Here is a 22,355-nt window from a genome sequence, read left to right as displayed (position 1 = left end):
CTCAGTCGACGCGATGAAACCTGGCTCGTGCCACCTGTGGCGACACCCCGAAATGACGCCGGTAGGCCGTGGCGAAGTTGCAGGCATGGGCATACCCCACCTGATGCGCCACCTGCTGAATGCTCACCCCGCGCCGCAGAGCCTGCTCGGCACACCGCATGCGACATTCACGCTGATAACTGCCCAGTGACTGCCCGAAGGCCTGGCGAAACTTGTGGCGCAAGCCGGAGGGGCTCATGCAGGCCAGCCGCGCCAGCTCCTCCAATGAGTGTGCGCCATGCGGTACGGCGGCAAGACGCTGGCGCACCGCCTCCAGATGTCGACAGGCGCCGTGGGGGCGCGATGGGGACGCTAATGGCGATGCAGGGGGGGCAGGAGCTGCGGAGAACGTCGGCACCTCCTGTGCCTCACCAGCGCGGGGCTTGAGTGCCGCCCCCAACAACTGCAACGCGATCCCCTGCCATTCCAGCATCTCCCCGTCGCAGGCGGTAATCGCTGGCGTCTCGCACTCTCCTCGTGGGCCCTCACCATCAGGGGCTCTGACACGTTCATCCAGTTGCTGATGAAGCCAGCGCCCCGGCGTCCAGCCCAGCGGGCTGGACTGACGCGCGCACGGCAATGCATCCCAGTTCGCCAGCCCCCGCCGCACCTGCAGGGACTGGCTGGCCTCACCCTCCAGATGCAAGCTGATACAGCGCAGGCGGCCTTGAGGGTGATAGCTCTCAAGCGTCGGCGGCGCAGACTGCGTTCTCGCCGGGCGAAATATCCCCCCTTGCCCCGCGGACAAGTCGATCCCCGCGCCGTCCACACCTGATAGCGTCAGTCGCCCTTCCAGCACCAGGCAGAGATAGAGGCCCTCATGAAACTGATGCTGGCCGTGATAGGCGCGTGACACCTCAAGATCACACAGCGTCAGATGCGCATCCCGCCAGGGATGCAGGTCATGCACCTGCCCCTCGCAATGCGGATATTTCGCTGCTTGCCAGCCTCGCCGCTCGCTGAGCGATGAAGGGCGCTGTTGAGGTGGGGCCATGACGCGGCGTGTAATCCAACTGTCGGCTATGTCTCCAAGCGGCTGTGACATGTCGCTGCAAATCCCTGCAATGTGAATCCTGGTAAAGGCCTACCGCCTGCTGCGGGTCGCACTGACGGCTGAAGGGACGCACGGTGCCACTCAGCGGCCATGCCAGGCCGCGGCTTGCGAATACGGCTGGCGACCACAAAATACAATGATTATCGAAAGCAAAACAATCTCATTATCATATAAGTATTGCATCTTGTCTCATGTAAAGCCCTGTTCTCTTTTGCAGCCCTCTTGCGGCCCTCTTGCATCCCTCGAGTCAACGGCACTTTGCGGCACAGGCTGGCAAGCTTGGCCAGCAGGCTGAAAACTCTGCGAGAATTCACGGGTTTGACAGTGCTGCGCCTTATGTCACTAATGGATGCCTTTCCCCCAAGGAGCACGCCTCATGTTTCTGTTGATCCTGTTTGCTGCCATCGCGATTGGCATCTCATTCATCTGCTCCGTGCTCGAGGCGGCGCTGCTGTCGCTCTCTCCCAGCTATGTGGCAAGCCTGAGAGACCAGCACCCCAAGCGCCACGCCGCACTGGCCAAGCTCAAGGACAATATCGACAAGCCGCTGGCCGCCATCCTGACGCTCAACACCATCGCGCATACCGTCGGTGCCACGGGGGTGGGCGCGCAGGTATCGGTCGTCTTCGGGGAAGCCTGGGTCGGCGTGGCCTCGGCGGTGATGACGCTGCTGATCCTGGTGGCCTCGGAAATCATCCCCAAGACCATCGGTGCCACCTACTGGCGTCAGCTGTCGCCGATGCTGCCCGGCGTGCTCAATGCCATGGTCATCGCGCTCAAGCCGCTGATCTGGCTGTCGGAGTTGATCACCTCGCGCATCGGCAAGGATGCCCATGACATCGATGTGCGTGGCGAGATCAAGGCGTTGGCCCAGATGGGGCTCGACAAGAAAGCCCTGGAAAATGATGAACAGCGCGTCATCACCAACATCCTCAATCTGCATGAGATGAAGGTGCGTGACGTGCTGACGCCGCGCCCTGTCTGCCAGACGGTCAGTCCCGAGATGAGCGTGGCCGAATTCAATGACCAGCTGACGGTCTGGCCCTTCAGCCGCTACCCGGTGATGACCGACGATGAGCGAACGCTGGGCATGATCCATCGGGCCGATGCCCATCAGGCAGAGCCCACCACGCCGCTCAAGGACCTGATGCGCCCGATCAGCGAGCTGCATGCCGAAGACAACGTCGAACATGCCTTTGGGCTCATGCAGCGCGAACGCCAGCATCTGTGCGTGGTCTACGACAACCTCGGCAACTGGCTGGGTGTCATTACGCTGGAAGACGTGATGGAGACGATCCTGGGCGAGGACATCATCGACGAGACGGACAACGTGGCCAATCTGCGTCGCTTTGCCCGCCAGCGCTGGACCAAGCGTATCGGTGCCAACACCTCAAGCACCCAGCCTGCCGCTGCAACGGCTGCTGGTAAAGGTGCTGTCCCGGGTGATGAAGCTGGCTCTGGTGAAGGTGCTTTACCCGTCTACGAGCAAACCGAGCAAGATGCGGGCTCTGCCAATAACTCTGCCAAAGGGCCTGCCAAGAGCGCCGATGACAGCAAGGGCTAGGCTCGTCCCTCCACGCTTGTGACCCGCTCGCAGGCAAAAGTCCCGTGAAAGTCGTTGCCAGATACGACTATCGCGGGACTTTTTTATTGGCGGCTGTTGATACCGCCTGATAACCCGTTGATTCCTCTTGCGAACCCCTACTCTCAATCAATCGAATAATTTCTTTCTTCCAATCTCTCGGTAATCAATCTCCGGACTCGGTGCTAACGTTAATCACACACGACGGACAGCGAACGAACCGAGATAACATAATGATATACAAGAAATTTACGACGTTCCGCACTGAACAGAAAGGCGCCATTCTGTATGTGACCTTCGATTATCCGCCGGTCAATATTCAGGACATTCCCATGCTGGCCGACCTGACCATGCTGTCGCAGAAGCTCGAGCGTGACAGCGACACCAAGGTGGTGGTCTTCCAGTCAGCCCATCCGGAGATCTTTGTCGCCCATGCCGACGTGGACTTCCTCAAGGACATGTCGACTCATGCGGTCCACCAGGGTGAGGTCAAGCTGCTGGACCTGCAGGTGGTCCTCGAGCGCGTAAGCCGCCTGCCCCAGGCGACCATCGCCAAGATTGAAGGTTTTGCCCGCGGCGGTGGTCACGAATTTGCCCTGGCCTGTGACATGCGCTTCGCCGCACGTGGCAAGGCCCGTTTCATGCAGATGGAAGTCGCGATGGGCATTCTGCCCTGCGGGGGTGGTGCCTCACGCATGGCACGTCAGGCAGGTCTTGGCCGAGCGCTGGAAATCATCCTCAGCGCCAAGGACTTCGATGCCGATCAGGCCGCCGAATACGGCACCATCAATCGTGCGCTGGACCCGCAGGAGATCGGCCCCTTCGTCGACTCGCTGGCCGAGCGAATCTCCTTGTGGCCATCAGCCGCCATCAACGCCTGCAAACAGGCCGTCTATACCTCCATCGACAAGCCCATCGAAGACGCCTTGAAGGAAGAGGCCTATTGGCTCTATCAGGCCACCAGCCAGACCGCCGCCATCAAGCGCTTCCAGAATGCCTATGACAGCGATGTCGAAAACGACATGACCGCCCAGCGCAACTGGGACCAGATCGTGATCGACGTCCAGTCCATCGTTTGAGAATACGTCCTGCAACGTAAGCAAGGATGCCCTTTAGGGGAGTGGCAACACTCCCTCTTTTTGGATTCTCCCCCCCTTTCTCTTTTTGGATTCTCCCACCCTATTTCGGAGCCACACCATGCATATCGATGACCACTCCCTGTGCAACGACTTCCCTCAGCAACGTAAACTCATTCTGCGCCTGATCAATGGCAATGAAGAGTTTGCCCGCATCGCGGAAGCCTATACCCGTATCGATATCGAGATTCACGCCCTGGAAGTCGATGAATCGCCGATCGGCGATGACTCCATGCACCAACTCAAGCACCAGCGCAGCCTGCTCAAGGATGGTCTGTACGAGCGAATGATGGCGGCTGAATGAGTTAACATTGAATCGGGGGGGCTATTTAAACCACTCTCGGCGGCTAGCCCTCTGGCATCATCCAGCTTTTTGTTGCGATGATGCGCTAGACTTTTTCCTTACAAAAAAGTGAACGATACCACCTTTTGTTGGGCGTCTATCAACTTCGAGATAATCCAGCTTATTGACAAGAATACCTAACTTGGCAGCACCGTGGTTACGTAGTTCAAGCTGCGGCATACTCTTGTAGATATGATTGCCAACCAAGGTCAGGGGCGTCCATCCGTCTTGTTGCTTGTATGCTTTGACGGCTGTCAAAATCTGCGTTTTAAGGACACGGGCCTCTTTTTCTCGATCGTTCTCCTGAGGCATCTCAGCAACCTTGCGCAGTCCTTCGCTGTAGATGAACTTGTCACAGGCAGACATGAATGGCTGAGGTGTCTTGTCTTCACCGAAGCCATATACCAGCATGCCGCTCTCTCTCAAACGAGCCGCCAGGCGCGTAAAGTCGCTGTCCGAAGAGATGAGGCAGAACCCCTCCACGTTCCCCGAGTACAGCAAGTCCATGGCATCGATGATCAACGCAGAGTCAGTTGCATTCTTGCCTTGGGTATAGCTGAACTGCTGAACCGGATGAATGGCATGACGCAGAAGATGCTCTTTCCAGGGCGCAAGATTCGGCGTCGTCCAGTCTCCGTAAGCCCGCTTGATGGTGCTGACCCCCAGCTTTGAAATCTCTGCCAGCAGCGCTTCGCAGATAGCAGCCTGCGCATTGTCAGCATCAATAAGTACCGCCAATCTATTGCGTCCTATCTGTGACATGTATCGCTCCATGATGTACGTCACTGAAATCCTGTTATCTCTCCTGGAGATAATATGTCATGTAATGACCCTGATGATCACCAGACAAGTCATACCCTTGGCAAACGCCTCCTAGCCGGTTTCAAATCCCTCTATCAAGGCATCCATCAGTACCCTCACTCGCCGAGGAAGAATCTGCGTCTCCGGGCGTACGATGTAGATGCTGGTATCTGCGCCGTCCCCACGTATGTCTTCCAGCAGCGGGATCAAGCGTCCAGAAGCCAGGTCATCGGCGATCAGGTAGTGCGGCAGACAGGCAATGCCGCGACTGCCCAGACAGGCGGCGTGCAGGGTTTCCAGGGAATTGGAGAGGAAGCCGCAACGCATGTCGGGCAGTGACTTGAGCCCCCAGGCATTGAAGCCGCCGGGGAGATTCAGGATCAGGCTGACATGCTCCGCCAGCTCCGGCACTGAGCGCGGCGTGCCGTGGCTTGCCAGATAGTCCGGTGATGCACAGATGACGCGATGGTTGGTGGCCAACCGCCTGGCGATCAGGCCGAGCTCGGGCTGTGCGGTGCTGCGTATCGCCAGATCCATTCCTTCATGGACCAGGTCGACCACCGCGTCCGACAGCGTCAGGTCCACGATCACCTCGGGATAGCGCTCCATGAAGCGCAACAGCAGCGGCATAACCTGCAGCTTGCCCAAGGCATTGGAACACGAGAGGCGAATGCGCCCCCTGAGCGCGCCGCTGCCTTCGGCGATCTCCTGTTCGACATTGCGCAGGCGCTCCTGCAACTCGCGCGTCTCCAGGGCATAGAGCTGCCCTGCTTCACTCAAGCGCATCTGCCGAGTGGAGCGAATCAACAGCTGGGCACCAAGGCGCTGTTCCAGCTGCGCGATGCGCTTGCTGATCGCGGAGTGGGTAATGCCAAGCTGGCGCGCCGCCCCGGTGAAGGTGCCGGCGTCGACGACGGCGTGAAAGATGTCGAGGTCCGTATGCGTTTTCATATGTTCCATTTGCTCACGGATACTGTGCGCGCACAACGGATTATCACCGTCCGCAAGGCATGTCACCCTGTCATCAGTTCCTGAAATGACAGATTCAGTGCCACATTGCTCGGCATATCCCTTGCCACATCTTTTACTTAACGCGCACCAAGAGAGACATCGCCACCATGACAGACCAGCCGATAGCCTCCGCCCTGTTTACCCCTTTCACGTTGCCAAGCGGCCGGGTGCTCGCCAACCGAATCGTCAAGGCTGCGATGTCGGATTCTCTCGGCGATGGCACGGGGCATCCCAGTGAGGCACAGCTGCGCCTTTACGAGCGCTGGGCAGAGGGTGGCGTGGCGGCGTCGCTGGTCGGTGAGGTACAGCCTGACCACCACCATGCCGAGAAACCGGGCAATCTGGTGCTCAACGCGCAATCCGATCTCGCGGCCTTCACGCAACTGGCCCAGCGCGGTCAACAGCACGGTGCAGACCTCTGGCTGCAGCTCGGCCACGCCGGTGCGATGGCCTACCCACCGACCAGCACGGCGCACGGCCCCAGTGCCCTGGATATTCCCGGGCTACGTTGCGAGGCCATGAGTCTGGCGGCCATCAAGGCATTGCCTGCCGCCATGGCAACGACGGCTCGCCTGGCGCGTGAAGCCGGGTTTGGCGGGGTACAGGTACATGCGGCACACGGTTTCCTGCTCAGCCAGTTTCTGTCTCCCCTCTTCAATCAGCGCACGGATGACTACGGCGGCAGCCTCGACAACCGCATGCGCCTGATGCGTGAGGTGATCATTGCCGTGCGTGAGGCCGTAGGCCACGACTACCCGGTACTGGTGAAGCTCAACTCCAGCGACCAACTGCAAGGCGGTTTCGAGGAGGCCGAAGCGCTGCAGGTGATAGCAGCGCTCGATGAGTTGCCCATCGATCTGATCGATATCAGTGGCGGCACCTACTTCCCCGGCGCGAGCTCGGCGTCGGATGCCAGTGCCAGCGGCCCCTACTTCGTCGAATTCGCCAAGCGTGCACGCGAGGTAACGACCCTGCCCCTGATGGCAACCGGCGGCTTCAAGACACTCGCGCAGGCCGAAGACGCCGTGGCACAGGGCGCCGTCGACCTTGTCGGCCTGGCCCGCCCACTGGCGCTGCACCCGTCACTGCCCGCCCTCTGGCAGGCCGGCGAATGCCCCGCACCAGAATTCCCGCGTTTCAGCGCGCCGCCTGAAGGCGGGGTGACAGCCTGGTATACCCTGCGCCTGACCCAGCTGGGCGAGGATCGTGAGCATGAATCACTGGGCGAACTGGAGACGGTGCTGGCCGACTATGAAGCCCGCGACGCCGCACGCGCCGAGACCTGGAATGCGCACTTCTCGAACTGAGTCGCTTTCAGTAGGACAGACGCAGAACGCCGCAGCGCTGACGCTGCGGCGTTCATGTTTCAGCCCCTTGCGGTGATGCAAGTCAGGTCGTGGGAAACCGCACCAAGGAAGCGTCTTCAGGCAGCGTTGTGCACACTGACTGAAGGCGCTTCACTGCCGCCCCTGTTTCCCTGCGACTTGCCCTGGCGCTGATAGCTGCCCTTGCCCTTGCGCGCTTTTACCACGCGTTGCTTGAACATCGGGGTACGCACCACCGCCTTGAGCGCGTTGTCCTGCACCTTGCGCTTGTGAGTCATGGTGTCTTCTCCTGTGGCTTCTCTATCACCGGTCCAGTATACGCCCTTTCGGCATGCAGAGTGATCAACCTCCGCTTCCCCCCTCGTCGCCGCCTCTGCCGAGTGAATAGCCCCGCGAATAGTTCTGCAAATAGCCCAGCAGTTCCTATAGGAAAACCTCCAGAAAATCCTCCAGCGAGGATCATTCGATAATCTGGCGCCCTTTTCCCTCCTGCCCCCTGTTCTTTCTCCATTCACACACCACTCACTACTGTGACACCTATTTTCCATCCTCCTCACACCCTTATTTACGCAAAATCTCAAAATTACCAGCACCCGCCTGCTTGACCAATAGATCATTTCAGCCCTTCACCCGCTTGACTCAGCATGCCTTGAATAGGCAGAAAATTATCCACCTTCGAATCGACATTGCAACACGGCAATCTTCTTTTCTTTCCACATGGAAAACAAGCCAGATAACGCCATGGCAAACCACCGGCATAACCTCAAAAATATACACACAAATCAACAGCTTACAAGAAAAACACCCAAGCCATGAGCCGATAAATCGCATCCTTGCGCCTGACCTTTCCAAAGTGACACAACCCGAAATAATCTTACCACTAAAGTCTAAACACCCTCGTGATCGTGTACACTTCATACACTCAGAATCAATGCCTCACATTTGAGATGGCGCATCATTTCTGCGAGGATGCCTCACGTTCCGCGAGCCGTAGATTGCTCTAAAGGCAAGAAAAATACGGCTTCCGTGTTCAGGTTCAGCGAAATGTCAGGTGGCCAGTCAACTGGATTCCTTACCTTTCCAGGCCACCCAAGCGCTGGATAACGCTCATTATTATCGCGCTCCACTACATAGGAAAAAGCACCTGGTCAACACGAGATCCCGCAACTCGGGGTTCACGGAACATGACGTCTCATTACAGTCTCAACAGGAAATACCCATGACAAAACGCATTGCGATCATTGGCGCAGGGCCGAGTGGCCTGGCACAGCTGCGCGCCTTTCAATCTGCCGCTGACAAGGGTATCGATATTCCCGAAATAGTCTGTTATGAAAAACAGAGTGACTGGGGGGGCCTGTGGAATTACAGCTGGCGCACCGGTCTCGATCAGAATGGTGAGCCCGTCCACGGCAGCATGTACCGCTACCTGTGGTCCAACGGCCCCAAGGAATGTCTGGAGTTCGCGGATTATTCCTTCGAGGAGCACTTCGGCCATCCCATCGCCTCGTACCCGCCACGTGCGGTGGTCTTCGACTACATTAAGGGTCGGGTCGAGAAGGCAGGCGTGCGCAAGTACATCCGCTTCAACTGCCCGGTGCGCCACGTCAGCTTTGACGACACCCGCGAGCAGTTCACCGTCAGTGTCCATGACCTGCAGGCCGATGCGGTCGTTCAGGAGCAGTTTGATCACGTCATCGTGGCATCGGGTCACTTCTCGACCCCCAACGTGCCCGAATTCCCGGGATTCTCGCAGTTCAATGGCCGTATCCTGCACGCTCATGACTTCCGCGACGCGCTGGAATTCAAGGGCAAGGACCTACTATTGATCGGCAGCAGCTACTCTGCCGAAGATATCGGTTCACAGTGCTACAAGTATGGCGCTCGCAGCATCACCACCAGCTATCGCACCGCCCCGATGGGCTTTGTCTGGCCGGACAACTGGGAAGAGAAGCCTCTGTTGCTGAAGGTGGACCGCGACACGGCCTATTTCCGCGATGGCAGCAGCAAGAAGATCGATGCCATCATCCTGTGTACCGGCTACCTCCACCACTTCCCCTTCCTGGATGAGCCACTGCGCCTCAAGACGGGCAATCGCATGTGGCCGCTCGGTCTCTACAAGGGCGCTGCCTGGGAAGAGAATCCGCGCATGTTCTACCTCGGCATGCAGGACCAGTGGTACACCTTCAACATGTTCGATGCCCAGGCATGGTGGGTGCGTGACGTGATTCTCGGTGAGATCGCGCTGCCCAGCCGCGAGGCGATGCAGGCGGATAGTCAGGCATGGCGTGACAGGGAAGAGACTCTGGACAGCGATGAATCAATGATCCTCTTCCAGGGCGATTACGTGAAGTCACTGATTTCGGAGACGGATTATCCGAGCTTCGATATCGACGGCGTCAATCGCACCTTCCTCGAGTGGGAGCACCACAAGCACGAGAACATCATGACCTTCCGTGACTACTCCTACCGCTCGCTGATGACCGGCACCATGGCCCCGCGCCATCACACGCCCTGGCTCGACGCAATGGATGATTCGCTGGAAGCCTTCCTGGCGCAGCCCGACAAGAGCGCCAGACAAGCAGGCGGCGAGACAGCCACCGCCGCGCAGCTCGCGACTGACGAGGCCTGATCAGGTCTTCTCAGTCAGCAGCCGTCTGAACGAGCAAGCCGCCTGAGACGACGAGCATCCTGATCCACGATGCAACGATGCCGCCGAGTCGTGACACGACTCGGCGGCATCGTTCTATCAATTCACACGTGCAACAGCTCACACGTGCATGAGTGAATCAGAGCAAGCGTGCGCAAAGGCCTGAAACTTGCGGCAGGCCCTGCTGAGGCTCTATACCGCTTCGCGACTGTCGCTGCTTGGCAGATCGCAAAGTGATATCAGCGCCTGCGGCTGCGCGATGACCCGCTCCGGTGCCATGCTGGCCAGCCGCTCGGGGCTCTGCCATCCCCAGCTGACGGCAGCGGCACGACACCCTGCCTCGTGCGCGGCGCGAATGTCGCTGACGGCGTCGCCCACCATCCAGCTGCGCTCCACCGCCACTTGCGGCGCTGCCAACAGGCGCGCCAGCTTGGCCCCCTTGCTGCCCGCGATCTCACCGCCCAGCACCTGTGACACGTAATCCGACAGGCCGGCGGCGGCGAGCGTGGCACGAATCATCTCGCTGTGATTGGCCGACAGCACCATGACATCGCCCTGTTCGGCGAGTGCCGACAAGGCCTCGCGCATGCCGGTGAAGACCGCCGGCGGCTGCGCCTGACGGGTGTAGGCAAAGACATGCGCGGCAAACCGCGCGACGGCCTCGCCCGTGAAACCCTGCACACGCGCCATCTCCTCGAAGGTCACGTTGTCCAGCGACTCCCAGCTATCGCGTTCCAGCACGATCGTCCGCCCTTCCAGACGCGCCGCATGTGCACAGGCCTTGAGGCACAGTGTCAGGCTGTCGGCAATCACACCATCAAAATCAAAGACATATAACGCCTTGTTCATTCTTTTGCTGCCTCAGCTGCCTGCAAGGTATTGCTCAACGGCTCGCGCTCGCGAGTCGGAATCCGCTCATCGCGCTGCAGAGCGATCAATTCATCGAGCGCCTCCAGCGACTGGGCGGCCTCGAGCGCGTCGTGGAAGAAATAGCGGCGGCTGTCATCCATGTAGAGGTGCAGGTGATTGACGATCTGCTCCTCGCCTATCATCAGCACGCCATAGGCCGGCGGCTCATGACTGCCCGCGAGACAATCCGCCGCGGAGACCAGATCCAGCCCGACCTGATGATTGACGCCCGGCAGGGTTGAGAACGAGAGCCCTCGCCAGACACCGCTGGCCGGACGATGCACATGCCCGAACAGCAAGTGCTCGACGTTGCCATGCCGCTGGATCACGTCATGCAGCGCCTGTGAATTCTGCAAGCGGATGTCGTCCATATAGCGGATGCCGAGGGCCATGGGCGGATGATGCAGCGCCAGCAGAATACGGCGATCGTGATGCGCCGCCAGACAGGCATCCAGCCACGCCAGGCGGGACTCACACAGCAGACCGCCATGCTCCCCCGCGACAGCCGAATCGAGCATCATCAGCACGCAATCATCGGCGTCAGGGCCGAAGGCATGCGCATACTGCACGAAGCCTCCGTCATCACAGGGCAGCTCCGGGAAGGCGGCCTGCAGAGCCTCACGCGCATCGTGATTGCCCATGCCGAGGAAATACGGCATCGACAGTTCTTCCAGTACCTCACGAAGTGCCTGGAAGGCGGCCGGCTCACCGCGATCGGTCAGGTCACCGCTGATGATCACGCCCTGAGCATCGCCGTGGTGCAGATTGATATCGGCGACGGCAGCCGCCAGCCGTGCACGTGGATCCAGCCCGTAAAGTCGCTTGTCAGGAGCGACCAGATGGGTGTCGGTCAGATGAATCAGTTTCATGCTATCGCGCGTTCCATGAGTGCCACCTTGAGGGGCCGCCATTATCAAGCTCTCAGGTGACGACTGCGTGACGCACGCCACACTCCTTCGCGCAAAGCCAATCGGGTGTATGGCACATATCAAACGCCGCAGCGCTGAGCGCTGCGGCGTTTGATATGTCGTTGACAAGCACCGTTGGCGAGCACCGCGTGCTCACCTCAAGGTCACGGCGTCTTCTTGCTCTCGAAGGACGCTTTCTCGTGGCGCAGGATATTGGCGCTCAGCGCAATGCAGACGCCAGCGGCTACCAGCAGGCACACCGCCACGGCACCAGAGTTGCTGAAGAAGAAGGCGTAGTTGCCAGCATGTACCACAGTATCGACAGTTTCCATTGCAAGACTCCTTGCGAAAGCGGATATCGGTTGGGTCTACCAGTACTGCAATAACGGGGCCAGTCAGCGCTTATCTCGACATCATCTCGACAGACCGGCCCCTTCAGGATGTGCGCCGGGACTCAGCTGATGTCAGGACGCTTGTCCATCGGCGCCGCGACCACCCCACCGGAACGTGCCGGCACGCTGGAGCTCGTCTCGGAGGACAGGCTTTCCGGGTAGGCCTTGGCCGGGACTTCGAACAGGTCCAGCCCCAGCACTTCGACATGCGGCGGCACGCGCAGCAGGTTGAACTTCTTGAGCAGATAGGCCACGCCCCAGCCCGGAATGAAGCCCGTCAGTGCCATCACCACCGCGCCGGTCAGCTGGCCGGTGAAGGAGACGTCCGGCACGCCTTCGCCGACATTCGGGAAGCCGGCCGCGAAGATACCCACCAGTACCACGCCGTAGAAGCCGCAGAAGCCATGCACCGCGAAGGCGCCGACGGAGTCATCCAGGCCACGCTTCTCGAGCAGTGCGCCGATCTTCGGCATCAGGGCGCCGCCGGTGACCGCCAGCACGAAGGCCAGCCCCGGGTTGTAGAGATCCAGCCCCGCCGCGACGGTGATGATGCCGCCCAGCGCACCGGACATGGTCCAGAAGGGGTCACGCGAGGACAGATAGGCACCGATCACGCCGCCACCGAAGCCCATCAGGGTATTGAAGGCGAAGGCAGAAAGGTTGGTGCGATTGCCGTAGATGGTGGTCCAGCCGATGTCACCGGTGTTGAAGATGATGCAGCCGCCGAGGAAGCCGAAGAAACCGACGATGATCAGCATCAGGCCGATCAGGGTCATCGGCATGTTGTGTGGCGCGATCACCTGCGGCTTGCCATCGTCACTGTACTTGCCGATGCGCGCGCCCAGATTGAGCAGCACGCCCAGCGCGAAGAAGCCGGCCACGGCATGCACCACACCGGCGGCGCCGACATCGTGGTAGCCCAGCTTGTGCAGCATCCAGCCATCCGGATGCCAGCCCCAGGCGCCCGCCATGATCCAGACACCGGCACCGAGAATCACCGCCAGAATCAGGAAGGCCCCCAGGCGGATTCGTTCGATCACCGCCCCCGAAAGGATGGAGCCGGTAGTCGCGCCGAACAGGGCAAAGGCGGCGAAGAAGATGCCGGTGCCCATGTCATCGGCGTCCGGACGCATGCTCGCGCTCCACGGCAGAGCGGCGGACGCCTCGATGGGGATCAGCCCGTTGGGGAAGGCGTTGTAGATCCACCAGCCCACGAAGTAGAAGGCGGGGATGATCGAGGCCAGCGTCAGCACGTTCTTCATGCCGGATGCCAAGGCATTCTTGGAGCGCGAGGCACCGATCTCATAGGCCAGAAAGCCTGCATGGATCAGGAACATGATGGCGGTACACCACCAATAGAACACCTCGATGTTCATCGCCTGATGCATATCCAATATGCTTTGCAACGTCTTTTCATCCATCGTCTTTCTCCTTTACCGGAGCCTGTGGATCAGCGCGCCTCACTGTGCAAGCGGCACTGCCCGTCCGGGGGTTGTTGTTGTTTTTCAAGGGGACCTGCTGGATAAAGCAAGCGACATGCCAGATGACCCTCATTGGCCACCCTCAACAATTCGTTGTTTTTACTGCATCATTCTTGAAACCGAGGACTCCTCTTCAGATATGAAGCCCATAAAGCCTTCCCTGCGAGGAGGATGGGCGTTATTGAGGCATGCCGGCCACGGCATGCACCGCGAGATGACTTGCAGGGCGCTGCATATACGCAGGTCATTGCTCGCGACTCACCTCTCATGCTTGCCCTCCTGGCAGTGAGATCAGCTACGCACCTTGAGGCGCTCCGGGTCATGGAAGGGCAATGTCACCACCTCGGCGGCGAGGCGCTTCTGATGGCCATCCAGCTGGCCGATCTCAAGCTGGGTTCCCGGGCTTGCGAAGTCCGGTGCCAGGCGGCACATCGCGATGGAACGATCAAGCAGCGGCGACTGGGTGGCACTGGTGACCACGCCCACCGGATAGCGGCCGTGGTAGACGAGATCGCCATGGCTGACCAACTCGCTGCTGTGCATCTTCAGGCCCATCACACGATGCCGTGATTCCGGCGCCTCGCGTTGCAGCGCTGCCCGCCCGACGAAATCATCCTCCTTGCTCTTCATCGGCACGGTGAAGCCGATACCCGCTTCATAGGGGGAGGTCTGCGGGCAGAATTCATGACCGGCGAAAATCAGCCCCGCCTCGATTCTCAGCATGTCGAGGGCATCCAATCCCAGCGGCGCGATGCCATGGGGCTCACCCGCCGCCCAGATCGCCTCCCACACGGCCGGGGCGTCCTTGGGATGACACCAGATTTCATAACCGAGCTCGCCGGTATAGCCGGTACGCGACACCATCAGCGGAATGCCATCCGGCCCCGACAGACGACCGATCATGAAGCGGAACCAGCCCAGCCCCTGAACGTCTGGCTGGGTACGCGCATTCCAGATCAGCGGCGCCAGCACCTCGCGGCTCTTCGGCCCCTGCAGCGCGATGTTGTGCAGCTGATGAGTAGAGTCACGCACCGTGACGCGATATCCCTGGCGCTGGGCAAGCTCCCTGAGCCACTGGCCGCTGGCCGGGTCACCGCAGATCCAGCGGAAGGTCTGCTCGCCCATGCGGAACAAGGTGCCGTCATCGAGCATTCCGCCGGTTTCCTGACACATGGCCGAGTACACCACCTCGCCGATGGAGAGCCGTCGTACATTGCGGGTCAATGCGTATTGCAGCAGGCGTTCGGCATCGGGACCGGCGACCTCGAACTTGCGCAGCGCCGAGAGATCCATTATCGCGACACGCTCGCGGCAGGCCAGATATTCGGCCCGCGCACCCCACCCTTCGTAATGCGTGGCCAGCCAGTAGCCGTGGTAGTCGATGAACTGCTTGGTCAAGGCGGAGGTGCAGGGATGAAAGGCGGTGGGCAGTGTCATGCGCGGCAATTCCTCGGGCCGATTGCGATAGGCGATCCCACGGGGGAAATCATGTTCAGCGGCGTAGATGCGCACCTGAATATCGGTCGGCACCCAGCCATTGGCGGCATCGATGTCATCCGGACAGGCCGATGAGGCGCAGATGAGGTCACGGTCGGCGCGCAGCAGTACGTAATCGCCGGGGCGCGACCAGGGCTCATCCACCGCCAGGGTGCCGCAGGGTTCTACATAAGCATTGAAGAAGAAGTTGATCGCCGGCCAGCTGGCACGCTGCCGAACGCCATGCGACGCCGACAGGGCGTTGTTGAAGTTGATCGTGCAGCTGTCGTGGCCGAAGTAGCCGTGGTGTTCGTAATACTGCGGCGAACAGGCGAGCATGAAGCTGTCATGGCGCCCCACCGTGTCCTGCACGACTTCCAGCATCGGATGCAGATGCTGATCAAAGAACACCGAATAGAGCCCCGGATTGGGCATGCAATGACCGGACAGGCTGCGCGTGGCGCCGGCGTCCAGCCCCAGCTCTTCCCCCTGCGCCCAGGCATTGGCATCGAAGGCCACGAAATCGGAGCACTGGCGACCCGCCACATCGATGATCTGGATCCACTCGCCCTGCTTGACCTCATAGACCTCGACCGTGCCCGCCGAGACTCTCGTCTCCTGCTTGATCGGCGCCAAGGGCGCTGGCAGCTGCTCCTGCCCCACCAGCCCCTCGCAGAAGTGCGAGACCTCAAGCTCAGTGGCCAGCTGCTTGCCATCGAGCTGCATGTCATCACCGGGGGCCAGCAGAATCAGGCGCGCGGCTGGCGCTTCACGCGGCCAGCGAATCTCGGCCGGCAACCCGGCCACTGACAAGCGCTGCCACTGCGACAGCGGCACCTGCGCGACTCCCAGCGCTGCCAGACGCTGCTGGGTGAACGGGCTTCGCACCTGCTCGGCCTTACCCTCTTCTGCCCCTTGTGGCTGGCTGGCAAAGGCATGTTCTTCCAGACAGGTGATGCTGGCGTAGCGCGCGAGTGTCAGTCCATCGACTGTGTCTGCAATCTCTCCAGCTTCTGCCCCTCCAGCTTCTGCCACCCCGTGCTGACCCTCCCGGCCCCCTGGCGGCAATAACAGCCACTCGCAGGCCTGGGCACCATCGACGGATGACACCTGCACGCTGTCCCCCGGCGACAGCTCAAGCGCCAGCGCATCCAGCCCGGGTATTCGATAACGATACGGCTGGCACGGCGTGGCAGCGGGTATCTCGACTGCAAGCTCCATCGTGGTGATACCTCTTGTGGTCATGGCAAGTGGGTTGGGCGTTGCACGCGTGATGGGGTGAAGCAGCTCCCCGATGTGCCTGGATGGTGCATATCCCCTTCTGCGACGCACCATGTTCTTCATGGTTAATTAAATTTACTCACAGTGGAGATCGCGACAATCCATCAAGAGAGGTACCCATGAAGGGGTAAGCCGTTCACTGGCATGAAGCTTGCTCATCAAGCTTGCTGACGCGACATCGCAAGCCCGAAGAAAGAACCCCGAAGCAGGAAGTAGAGAGAGGAGCTCGCATGCAAGTCATTCTCGGCGCAGGGAAGGAAGGCAAGGTGCCTGCTGCACGAACGGCGGCCGCCCTGGTTAATGTCCGCCGTGCCGACGAGCCACTGCACTCCTCCCCCGGCGATACGAGGCGCGAGACGCCAAAGCTCGACGCCATCACCCTGCGCATCGCCACCTGCGCTGACCTCACAGAGACGCTGCCATCATTGCTGGGAGAGCTGCTGCGAGAGTGGATGGACTTACTGAGCCAGCATGTTGCCGGCACTCAGGCTTGCTCACGACCTGTCGAGAGCTGCGTGCTGCATCGCGGGGTCGATCAGCAACGCCATGAGGTGATCGCGCCGACTGGCCTCGCCCTGCAAGCGAAGACGCGTCAGACCCTGCAGGAGACCGTCAGCCAGATTGCTCACGACGCGCACGTCAGCCGCCAGCCGCTAGCTGTCTCGGGCAAGCCCCACGGGGTGTTGATCGCCCTCACGCACACCACTGACAGACAGGCGACTGGAGATGACTGGTTGTGGCTTGGAGAGCCGGCCGCCGCAGCCCTGGAATCGAGGCTGGCGAGCGCCGTCATCGACGCCCTGAGCCGTGGCCTGGCACTGCATCAGCAGCAACAGGCGCGTCACGCTGAAGACAGGAAGGCAGCGGTAGCACAGGCGCTGAAGAACGAACGCCGGCATCTGGCGGCGGAACTGCACGACACCCTCGCCCAGGAATTGAGTTATCTGCAGATGCAGAGCGCACGCCTGACTCGCGCCGCTCGTCATGCGCCACAGGAGGTGCAGGCACTGGCCGAGGACGTGCATACCCAGGCCCGGCGCGCCTTGCGCCAGACCCGAGAACTGATCAACGGCGCGCACGCCACCTGGGGAGACGCGCCGCTGGCCTGTGTACTGGATAACTTGATCGAGGAATTCGAGACACGCTCAGGCCTGGTGTTCGAGCTCGACAACCGCATCCAGTCGCTGCACCTCCCCGATACCCAGGCTCTGCAGGTGATGTTCATCGTGCGCGAAGCGATGACCAACAGCGTGCGCCATGCCCGGGCCACCCACCTGCGCCTGCAATTGCTCTATCAGTCTTCAGAGCCTCAGCCAGCGGAGCGGGTGCTGCTGACCATCGAGGACAACGGCTGCGGCTTTGACCCTGCCGACGTCGCCCCCGCCCATTTCGGGCTGGGCATCATGCAGGATCGCGCGCGCCAGCTCGGGGCCGACTTTGCCATCACCCAACCCCGCCATGGCGGTACCCGCGTGACACTGAGCTGGGAGCGCCACGACACATGACCGTGACTCGCCAGATGCCCTCGACACACCAGACACCCTCGACACCCCCGACACGAGTCGTGCTCGTCGACGACCATCCGCTGTTTCGGCGTGGGCTGGCTGAGCTGTTGAGTGAAGGTGGCCTGTTCGAGGTCGTGGCCGACTTCGATGACGGCACCGATCTGCTTGACGCCCTGCCCACCCTCGCCCCGGAGCTGGTGATCGTCGACTGGCAGATGCCGCAACTCGATGGCCTGACCCTGATGCGCCATCTCAAGCAGCGTGATGCCACTCTCAAGGTAGTGCTGCTGACCGCCTCCGATGACAGCCGCCACCTGTTGGATGCCATCCAGCAAGGGGCGGATGGCTACCTGATGAAGGACACCGACCCCGAACGCATTCTCGAGCGCCTGCAGGCCGTGGTCGACGGCAAGCTGGGGCTGGAGGAAGAGACCTTGCTGCTGCTCGCCCGGCGTCTGCAGCAGGACCACCGCCAGCGCGAACAACACTCGCAAGCACAAACGCATAAACAGCAGCATAAACAGGAGCAGGAGCGGGAGCAGACTGAGGCGCCGCCAACTGTGGCGAATCCCCCTGCTGGCCCCACGCTCGACGGGGCCGCCGCACTCGACCGCCCCACGACAGCTGACTGGCCCACGACACCTGACTGGCCCACGGCACCTGAATGGTACGAAGGCCTGACCGAGCGTGAACGCGATACCCTCAAATGGATCGGGCGCGGCCTCAGCAACAAGCTGATTGCCCGCGAGCTGGGCATCAGTGACAGCACGGTGAAGGTCTACGTCAAGAATCTGCTGCGCAAGCTGAACCTGCATTCGCGACTGGAGCTGGCCGCCTGGGTCTACGCTCACCCGCTGACGCCCGCGAGCGATGCCAGCCGAGCGCTCGCCGAGGACGCGACAGGCGCCGAAACGGATACGACCCGGGCCAAAAAGGAGAGCCTGCGATGATGCGCTTTCTCGAACAGTTCGCCTCCGCCTCGATTGCCTCGACCGCCTCGCCCTTCAACGCACAGGCGATTCTCGATGGGCTGAGTGATGCCGTGCTGGTGGTGGATGCCGACAGTACCCTGCTGTATGCCTCGCGCGGCTGGCAGGCCCTGAGCGGACGCGAATCAGGCGACGCACGAGAAGACACGCCAACCGCCACTCGGGCGGACGGGCCCGGCACTGCAGCGCAGCGCCTGCGCGATGCCCTGCACCCCGCGGATCAATCGCGCTGGGACATGCTCGCCCACCACGTTTCGCGCCGCGAACGCCCTGACTGCTGGCGATTGCGCATCATGGGGGCGGACCACCACTATCGCTGGTGTGAAGTGCGCAGCCAGTCGCTCTCGCTGGCCTCGCCCTGGCCCGCCACGCTCACCCTGCATGACATCAGCGAGCGCGTGCAGCAGGAGCAGATCGACGCCGCCAACCTGCGCAGCCTGACGCGGCTGATCAAGGGGCTGCCCGCGATGGTCTATCGCGCACGCAACAACCGCCACTGGTCGATGGAATACATCAGTGATGGCTGCCTGGCCATCACCGGCCTCAGCCCCCAGCAACTGCTCGATCATCCCTCCCTTACCTACGGCGAGATGATCCATCCCGAAGATGCCGACCGCGTGTGGGATCAGGTGCAGGCAGCCCTTGAGGCCCGCACTCCCTTCACCCTTGCCTACCGCATTCGCCATCGCGACGGCGAGGTCATCCGGGTGCAGGAAAAGGGCCATGGCATCTATTCACCGGATGGCACGCCCTTGGCGGTAGAGGGCATCATCTTCGCCGTCGACACCTCGGATATTCCAGGCGTACCGCCATCGACTGAATCATGAAATGAGGCATGAACTGAGACATGAACTGATGTACCTCTTTATGGCTACCCTTTCCGAGCAATGTGCAGCCGGACCACATCTCGCTAGCCTGTTTCGTTGTCAGTGTTTCACGACGTCACCACGTCCTGAAGCCTCGGATAACGCATGAAGACACAACAAGAACAGGAAGGTATCCATGACCCAACGTATCGCGATCATCGGTGCAGGACCCAGTGGCCTGGCTCAATTGCGTGCCTTTCAATCCGCTGCCGACAAGGGCATCGAGATTCCCGAGATTGTCTGTTACGAAAAGCAGGATGACTGGGGCGGTCTGTGGAATTACAGCTGGCGTACCGGATTGGATGCCCACGGCGAGCCGGTCCACGGCAGCATGTATCGCTACCTGTGGTCGAATGGCCCTAAAGAGTGCCTCGAATTCGCCGACTACTCCTTTGAAGAACATTTCGGGCGCCCTATCGCCTCCTATCCGCCGCGTGCGGTGCTGTTCGACTACATCAAGGGACGCGTCGAGAAGGCCGGCGTTCGCAAGTACATCCGCTTCGGTTGCCCGGTACGCCAGGTCACCTTCGATGATGCCAGCCAGCAATTCACGGTCAGCGTGCATGACCAGGCACTCGATCTGGTGACCAGCGAAAGATTCGATCACGTCATCGTGGCCTCCGGGCATTTCTCGACACCCAATGTGCCGGAATTCCCCGGTTTCTCGAGCTTCAATGGCCGCATTCTGCATGCCCATGACTTCCGTGATGCACTGGAATTCAAGGGCAAGGACCTGTTGTTGCTCGGCAGCAGTTATTCTGCCGAGGACATCGGCTCACAGTGCTACAAGTATGGTGCGCGCAGCATCACCACCAGTTACCGCACCGCCCCGATGGGCTTCAAATGGCCGGACAACTGGGAAGAGAAGCCGCTGCTGGTGAAGGTTGATCGCGATACCGCCTATTTCAGTGACGGCAGCCACAAGCGCGTCGATGCCATCATCCTGTGCACCGGCTATCTGCATCACTTCCCGTTCCTCGAGGAGTCGCTGCGCCTCAAGACCCAGAACCGCATGTGGCCGCTGGGGCTCTACAAGGGGGTGGTGTGGGAAGAGAATCCGCGCCTGTTCTATCTCGGCATGCAGGACCAGTGGTACACCTTCAACATGTTCGATGCCCAGGCCTGGTGGGTGCGTGATGCGATTCTCGGCACCCTGCCCCTGCCATCAATGGACGCGATGCGTGCAGACAGTCTGGCGGGGCGGGCCCGCGAGGAAACGCTGGAAAGTGATGAGGACATGATTCTCTTCCAGGGCGATTACGTGAAATCGCTGATCGAGGAGACCGACTACCCGAGCTTCGATATCGATGGCGTTAATCGCACCTTCCTGGAATGGGAGCATCACAAGCACGAGAACATCATGACCTTCCGCGATCACGGCTACCGCTCCTTGATGACCGGCACTCTGGCACCCAAGCATCACACACCGTGGCTTGAGGCGATGGATGACTCGCTGGAAGCCTATCTGGCCCAGCCTGCCGAGGCCGCGACGCCATCCGACTCAGAGGCAACCGCTCAGGCGACGACCACGCCGCTGGCCTCCTGACGCTCCTGGTCACCTGGGCCTTTTTTCACAAGGGCTCTGGCCAAACAAGGCTGCGCCAACGACTTGCCAGGCAGCAGGTGGAGGGACAACAGGCGGAGGGCTTCCCTCCGCCTTTTCCTGCATCAAAACATCAACAAAAACTCATATAGACTGATGTTGGATATTGATGGCACGCAGGTCTCTCACAGGTGATGAAACGCCGCATTACCCCGACACCCCACAAGGACACCCGATCACCATGCGCATCACGCTCTACTTCCTGATCTCGACCCTATGCGAAATCGGCTGGGCCACGGGCCTGAAAGTCGCCGACAGTCCGCTTGAATGGGCACTGACGGTGCTGCTGGTCATCATCAGCCTGAGTCTGGTCACCCAGATCGCCAAGACACTGCCCGCCAGCACCACCTACGCCATCTTCGTCGGCCTGGGCACGGTGGGGACGGTGGTGGCTGACCTGCTGTTCTTCGATCTCGAATTCCAGTGGTCCACGCTGGGCTTCGTGGTACTGATGCTGATCGGCATCATCGTGCTCAAGACGGCCCCCAGCGCACCTGGCGACAAGCAGCCTCGCGCGAGTGCCACACCGCAGACCACCCTCAGTGAATGACCAGGAGTGACGCCATGGATTGGGTCTATCTGATCGCCGCCGGCTGCTGTGAAGTCGTCGGCGTCACCGGTTTCAACCAGTACGCCAATCAGCACCGCCGCATGGGCGTGTTGCTGGTCGCGCTGGGCTTCAGCTCCTCCTTGAGCCTGCTGTATCTGGCCATGGACACCATTAGTCTGGGCATCGCCTATGCCGTGTTCTCCGGCATCGGGACCGTGGTCAGCGCCATCATCGGCGTGCTGTTCTGGCGCGAGCACTTCTCGTTTCGCCGCATGGCCTGCATCGGCGTCATCGTGCTGTCCATCGCCGGTCTGCACCTGTCCGGCGGGCATTAAGCGCCGGTCGGCGGTTAATTATTGCTATATGTGCAATAACCAATTGCCGACCGGCGCCTTTTTCTGCCCGCGCCAGTGCACTAGCCTCGTGAACCAGCCTCCCGGACTCGGCACCGCAGGCA

20 protein-coding genes are annotated in these 22,355 nt (G+C 60.7%); 11 read left to right on the top strand and 9 right to left on the bottom strand.

Annotated elements, in window-relative coordinates; genetic code table 11:
• Position 1 precedes the first annotated feature (1 nt).
• The gene (locus R2R70_RS12170) at positions 2-1,033 is read right to left on the bottom strand and encodes a helix-turn-helix transcriptional regulator (RefSeq protein WP_410978131.1); all 1,032 of its coding nucleotides are present in this window, start codon (positions 1,031-1,033) and stop codon (positions 2-4) included.
• Between the two features lie 436 nt (positions 1,034-1,469).
• Between R2R70_RS12170 and R2R70_RS12165 the strand changes: the two genes are divergently transcribed.
• From R2R70_RS12165 to R2R70_RS12155, 3 genes are all read left to right on the top strand, one after another.
• Positions 1,470-2,657 carry a CNNM domain-containing protein gene (locus tag R2R70_RS12165; protein ID WP_410978130.1) on the top strand — a complete coding sequence of 396 codons (1,188 nt, stop codon included), beginning with the start codon at positions 1,470-1,472 and terminating at the stop codon, positions 2,655-2,657.
• A 251-nt stretch (positions 2,658-2,908) separates the two neighbouring features.
• On the top strand, positions 2,909-3,754 hold the full coding sequence (locus R2R70_RS12160; RefSeq protein WP_410978129.1) for an enoyl-CoA hydratase/isomerase family protein: 846 nt from the start codon (positions 2,909-2,911) through the stop codon (positions 3,752-3,754).
• A 118-nt stretch (positions 3,755-3,872) separates the two neighbouring features.
• Positions 3,873-4,115 (top strand): YdcH family protein, encoded by a 243-nt coding sequence (locus R2R70_RS12155; RefSeq protein WP_410978128.1) that lies wholly within the window; start codon positions 3,873-3,875, stop codon positions 4,113-4,115.
• A gap of 57 nt (positions 4,116-4,172) precedes the next feature.
• Here the strand turns inward: R2R70_RS12155 and R2R70_RS12150 are convergent, their stop codons facing one another.
• Together R2R70_RS12150 and R2R70_RS12145 are read right to left on the bottom strand one after the other, a co-directional pair.
• Complete coding sequence (locus R2R70_RS12150; protein ID WP_410978127.1) at positions 4,173-4,916, bottom strand: NYN domain-containing protein; 744 nt, start codon at positions 4,914-4,916, stop codon at positions 4,173-4,175.
• A 111-nt stretch (positions 4,917-5,027) separates the two neighbouring features.
• Positions 5,028-5,906 carry a LysR family transcriptional regulator gene (locus tag R2R70_RS12145; protein WP_410978126.1) on the bottom strand — a complete coding sequence of 293 codons (879 nt, stop codon included), beginning with the start codon at positions 5,904-5,906 and terminating at the stop codon, positions 5,028-5,030.
• A 167-nt stretch (positions 5,907-6,073) separates the two neighbouring features.
• On the opposite strand from R2R70_RS12145, the gene R2R70_RS12140 reads away from it, so the two are divergent.
• Positions 6,074-7,273 carry an oxidoreductase gene (locus R2R70_RS12140; protein ID WP_410978125.1) on the top strand — a complete coding sequence of 400 codons (1,200 nt, stop codon included), beginning with the start codon at positions 6,074-6,076 and terminating at the stop codon, positions 7,271-7,273.
• A gap of 116 nt (positions 7,274-7,389) precedes the next feature.
• On the opposite strand, the gene arfA is transcribed toward R2R70_RS12140, so the two are convergent.
• On the bottom strand, positions 7,390-7,569 hold the full coding sequence (gene arfA / locus R2R70_RS12135) for an alternative ribosome rescue factor ArfA (RefSeq protein ID WP_410978124.1): 180 nt from the start codon (positions 7,567-7,569) through the stop codon (positions 7,390-7,392).
• 941 nt (positions 7,570-8,510) lie between these two features.
• Between arfA and R2R70_RS12130 the strand changes: the two genes are divergently transcribed.
• Positions 8,511-9,920, top strand: coding sequence for an NAD(P)-binding domain-containing protein (locus tag R2R70_RS12130; protein ID WP_107335004.1), 1,410 nt, complete (start codon positions 8,511-8,513; stop codon positions 9,918-9,920).
• A gap of 210 nt (positions 9,921-10,130) precedes the next feature.
• Here R2R70_RS12130 and R2R70_RS12125 read toward each other — a convergent pair whose 3' ends face one another.
• From R2R70_RS12125 to R2R70_RS12105, 5 genes are all read right to left on the bottom strand, one after another.
• Positions 10,131-10,787: an HAD family hydrolase gene (locus tag R2R70_RS12125; RefSeq protein WP_107335005.1), complete on the bottom strand. Its 657-nt coding sequence runs from the start codon at positions 10,785-10,787 to the stop codon at positions 10,131-10,133.
• A complete protein-coding gene (locus tag R2R70_RS12120; RefSeq protein ID WP_410978123.1) occupies positions 10,784-11,716 on the bottom strand; it encodes a phosphodiesterase in 933 nt (310 codons plus the stop codon). The genes R2R70_RS12125 and R2R70_RS12120 overlap by 4 nt, the downstream gene beginning before the upstream one ends.
• A gap of 203 nt (positions 11,717-11,919) precedes the next feature.
• Positions 11,920-12,087: a hypothetical protein gene (locus tag R2R70_RS12115; RefSeq protein ID WP_153635554.1), complete on the bottom strand. Its 168-nt coding sequence runs from the start codon at positions 12,085-12,087 to the stop codon at positions 11,920-11,922.
• Positions 12,088-12,209: 122 nt separating this feature from the next.
• Positions 12,210-13,568: an ammonium transporter gene (locus R2R70_RS12110; RefSeq protein WP_107335007.1), complete on the bottom strand. Its 1,359-nt coding sequence runs from the start codon at positions 13,566-13,568 to the stop codon at positions 12,210-12,212.
• 351 nt (positions 13,569-13,919) lie between these two features.
• Positions 13,920-16,325 carry a DUF1989 domain-containing protein gene (locus R2R70_RS12105; RefSeq protein WP_410978122.1) on the bottom strand — a complete coding sequence of 802 codons (2,406 nt, stop codon included), beginning with the start codon at positions 16,323-16,325 and terminating at the stop codon, positions 13,920-13,922.
• Positions 16,326-16,615: 290 nt separating this feature from the next.
• Between R2R70_RS12105 and R2R70_RS12100 the strand changes: the two genes are divergently transcribed.
• The 6 genes from R2R70_RS12100 to R2R70_RS12075 all read left to right on the top strand — a co-directional run bounded on the left by R2R70_RS12100 (position 16,616) and on the right by R2R70_RS12075 (position 22,233).
• Positions 16,616-17,890, top strand: coding sequence for a sensor histidine kinase (locus R2R70_RS12100; protein ID WP_410978121.1), 1,275 nt, complete (start codon positions 16,616-16,618; stop codon positions 17,888-17,890).
• On the top strand, positions 17,887-18,840 hold the full coding sequence (locus R2R70_RS12095; protein ID WP_410978120.1) for a response regulator: 954 nt from the start codon (positions 17,887-17,889) through the stop codon (positions 18,838-18,840). Before R2R70_RS12100 ends, R2R70_RS12095 begins: the two co-directional genes overlap by 4 nt.
• Complete coding sequence (locus R2R70_RS12090) at positions 18,837-19,706, top strand: PAS domain-containing protein (RefSeq protein WP_410978119.1); 870 nt, start codon at positions 18,837-18,839, stop codon at positions 19,704-19,706. The genes R2R70_RS12095 and R2R70_RS12090 overlap by 4 nt, the downstream gene beginning before the upstream one ends.
• Before the next feature lie 175 nt (positions 19,707-19,881).
• Positions 19,882-21,291 carry an NAD(P)-binding domain-containing protein gene (locus R2R70_RS12085; protein WP_410978118.1) on the top strand — a complete coding sequence of 470 codons (1,410 nt, stop codon included), beginning with the start codon at positions 19,882-19,884 and terminating at the stop codon, positions 21,289-21,291.
• A 166-nt stretch (positions 21,292-21,457) separates the two neighbouring features.
• Positions 21,458-21,898, top strand: a complete 441-nt coding sequence (locus R2R70_RS12080) for a DMT family transporter (RefSeq protein ID WP_410978117.1) — start codon at positions 21,458-21,460, stop codon at positions 21,896-21,898.
• 14 nt (positions 21,899-21,912) lie between these two features.
• The gene (locus tag R2R70_RS12075; RefSeq protein WP_043332225.1) at positions 21,913-22,233 is read left to right on the top strand and encodes a DMT family transporter; all 321 of its coding nucleotides are present in this window, start codon (positions 21,913-21,915) and stop codon (positions 22,231-22,233) included.
• Positions 22,234-22,355: the final 122 nt, after the last annotated feature.

Origin of the sequence: Cobetia sp. SIMBA_158, from assembly GCF_046566945.1 — a bacterium.
In the GTDB taxonomy this organism is placed as follows: Bacteria; Pseudomonadota; Gammaproteobacteria; order Pseudomonadales; family Halomonadaceae; genus Cobetia; species Cobetia amphilecti.
This window is presented reverse-complemented; position numbering and strand designations above follow the sequence as displayed.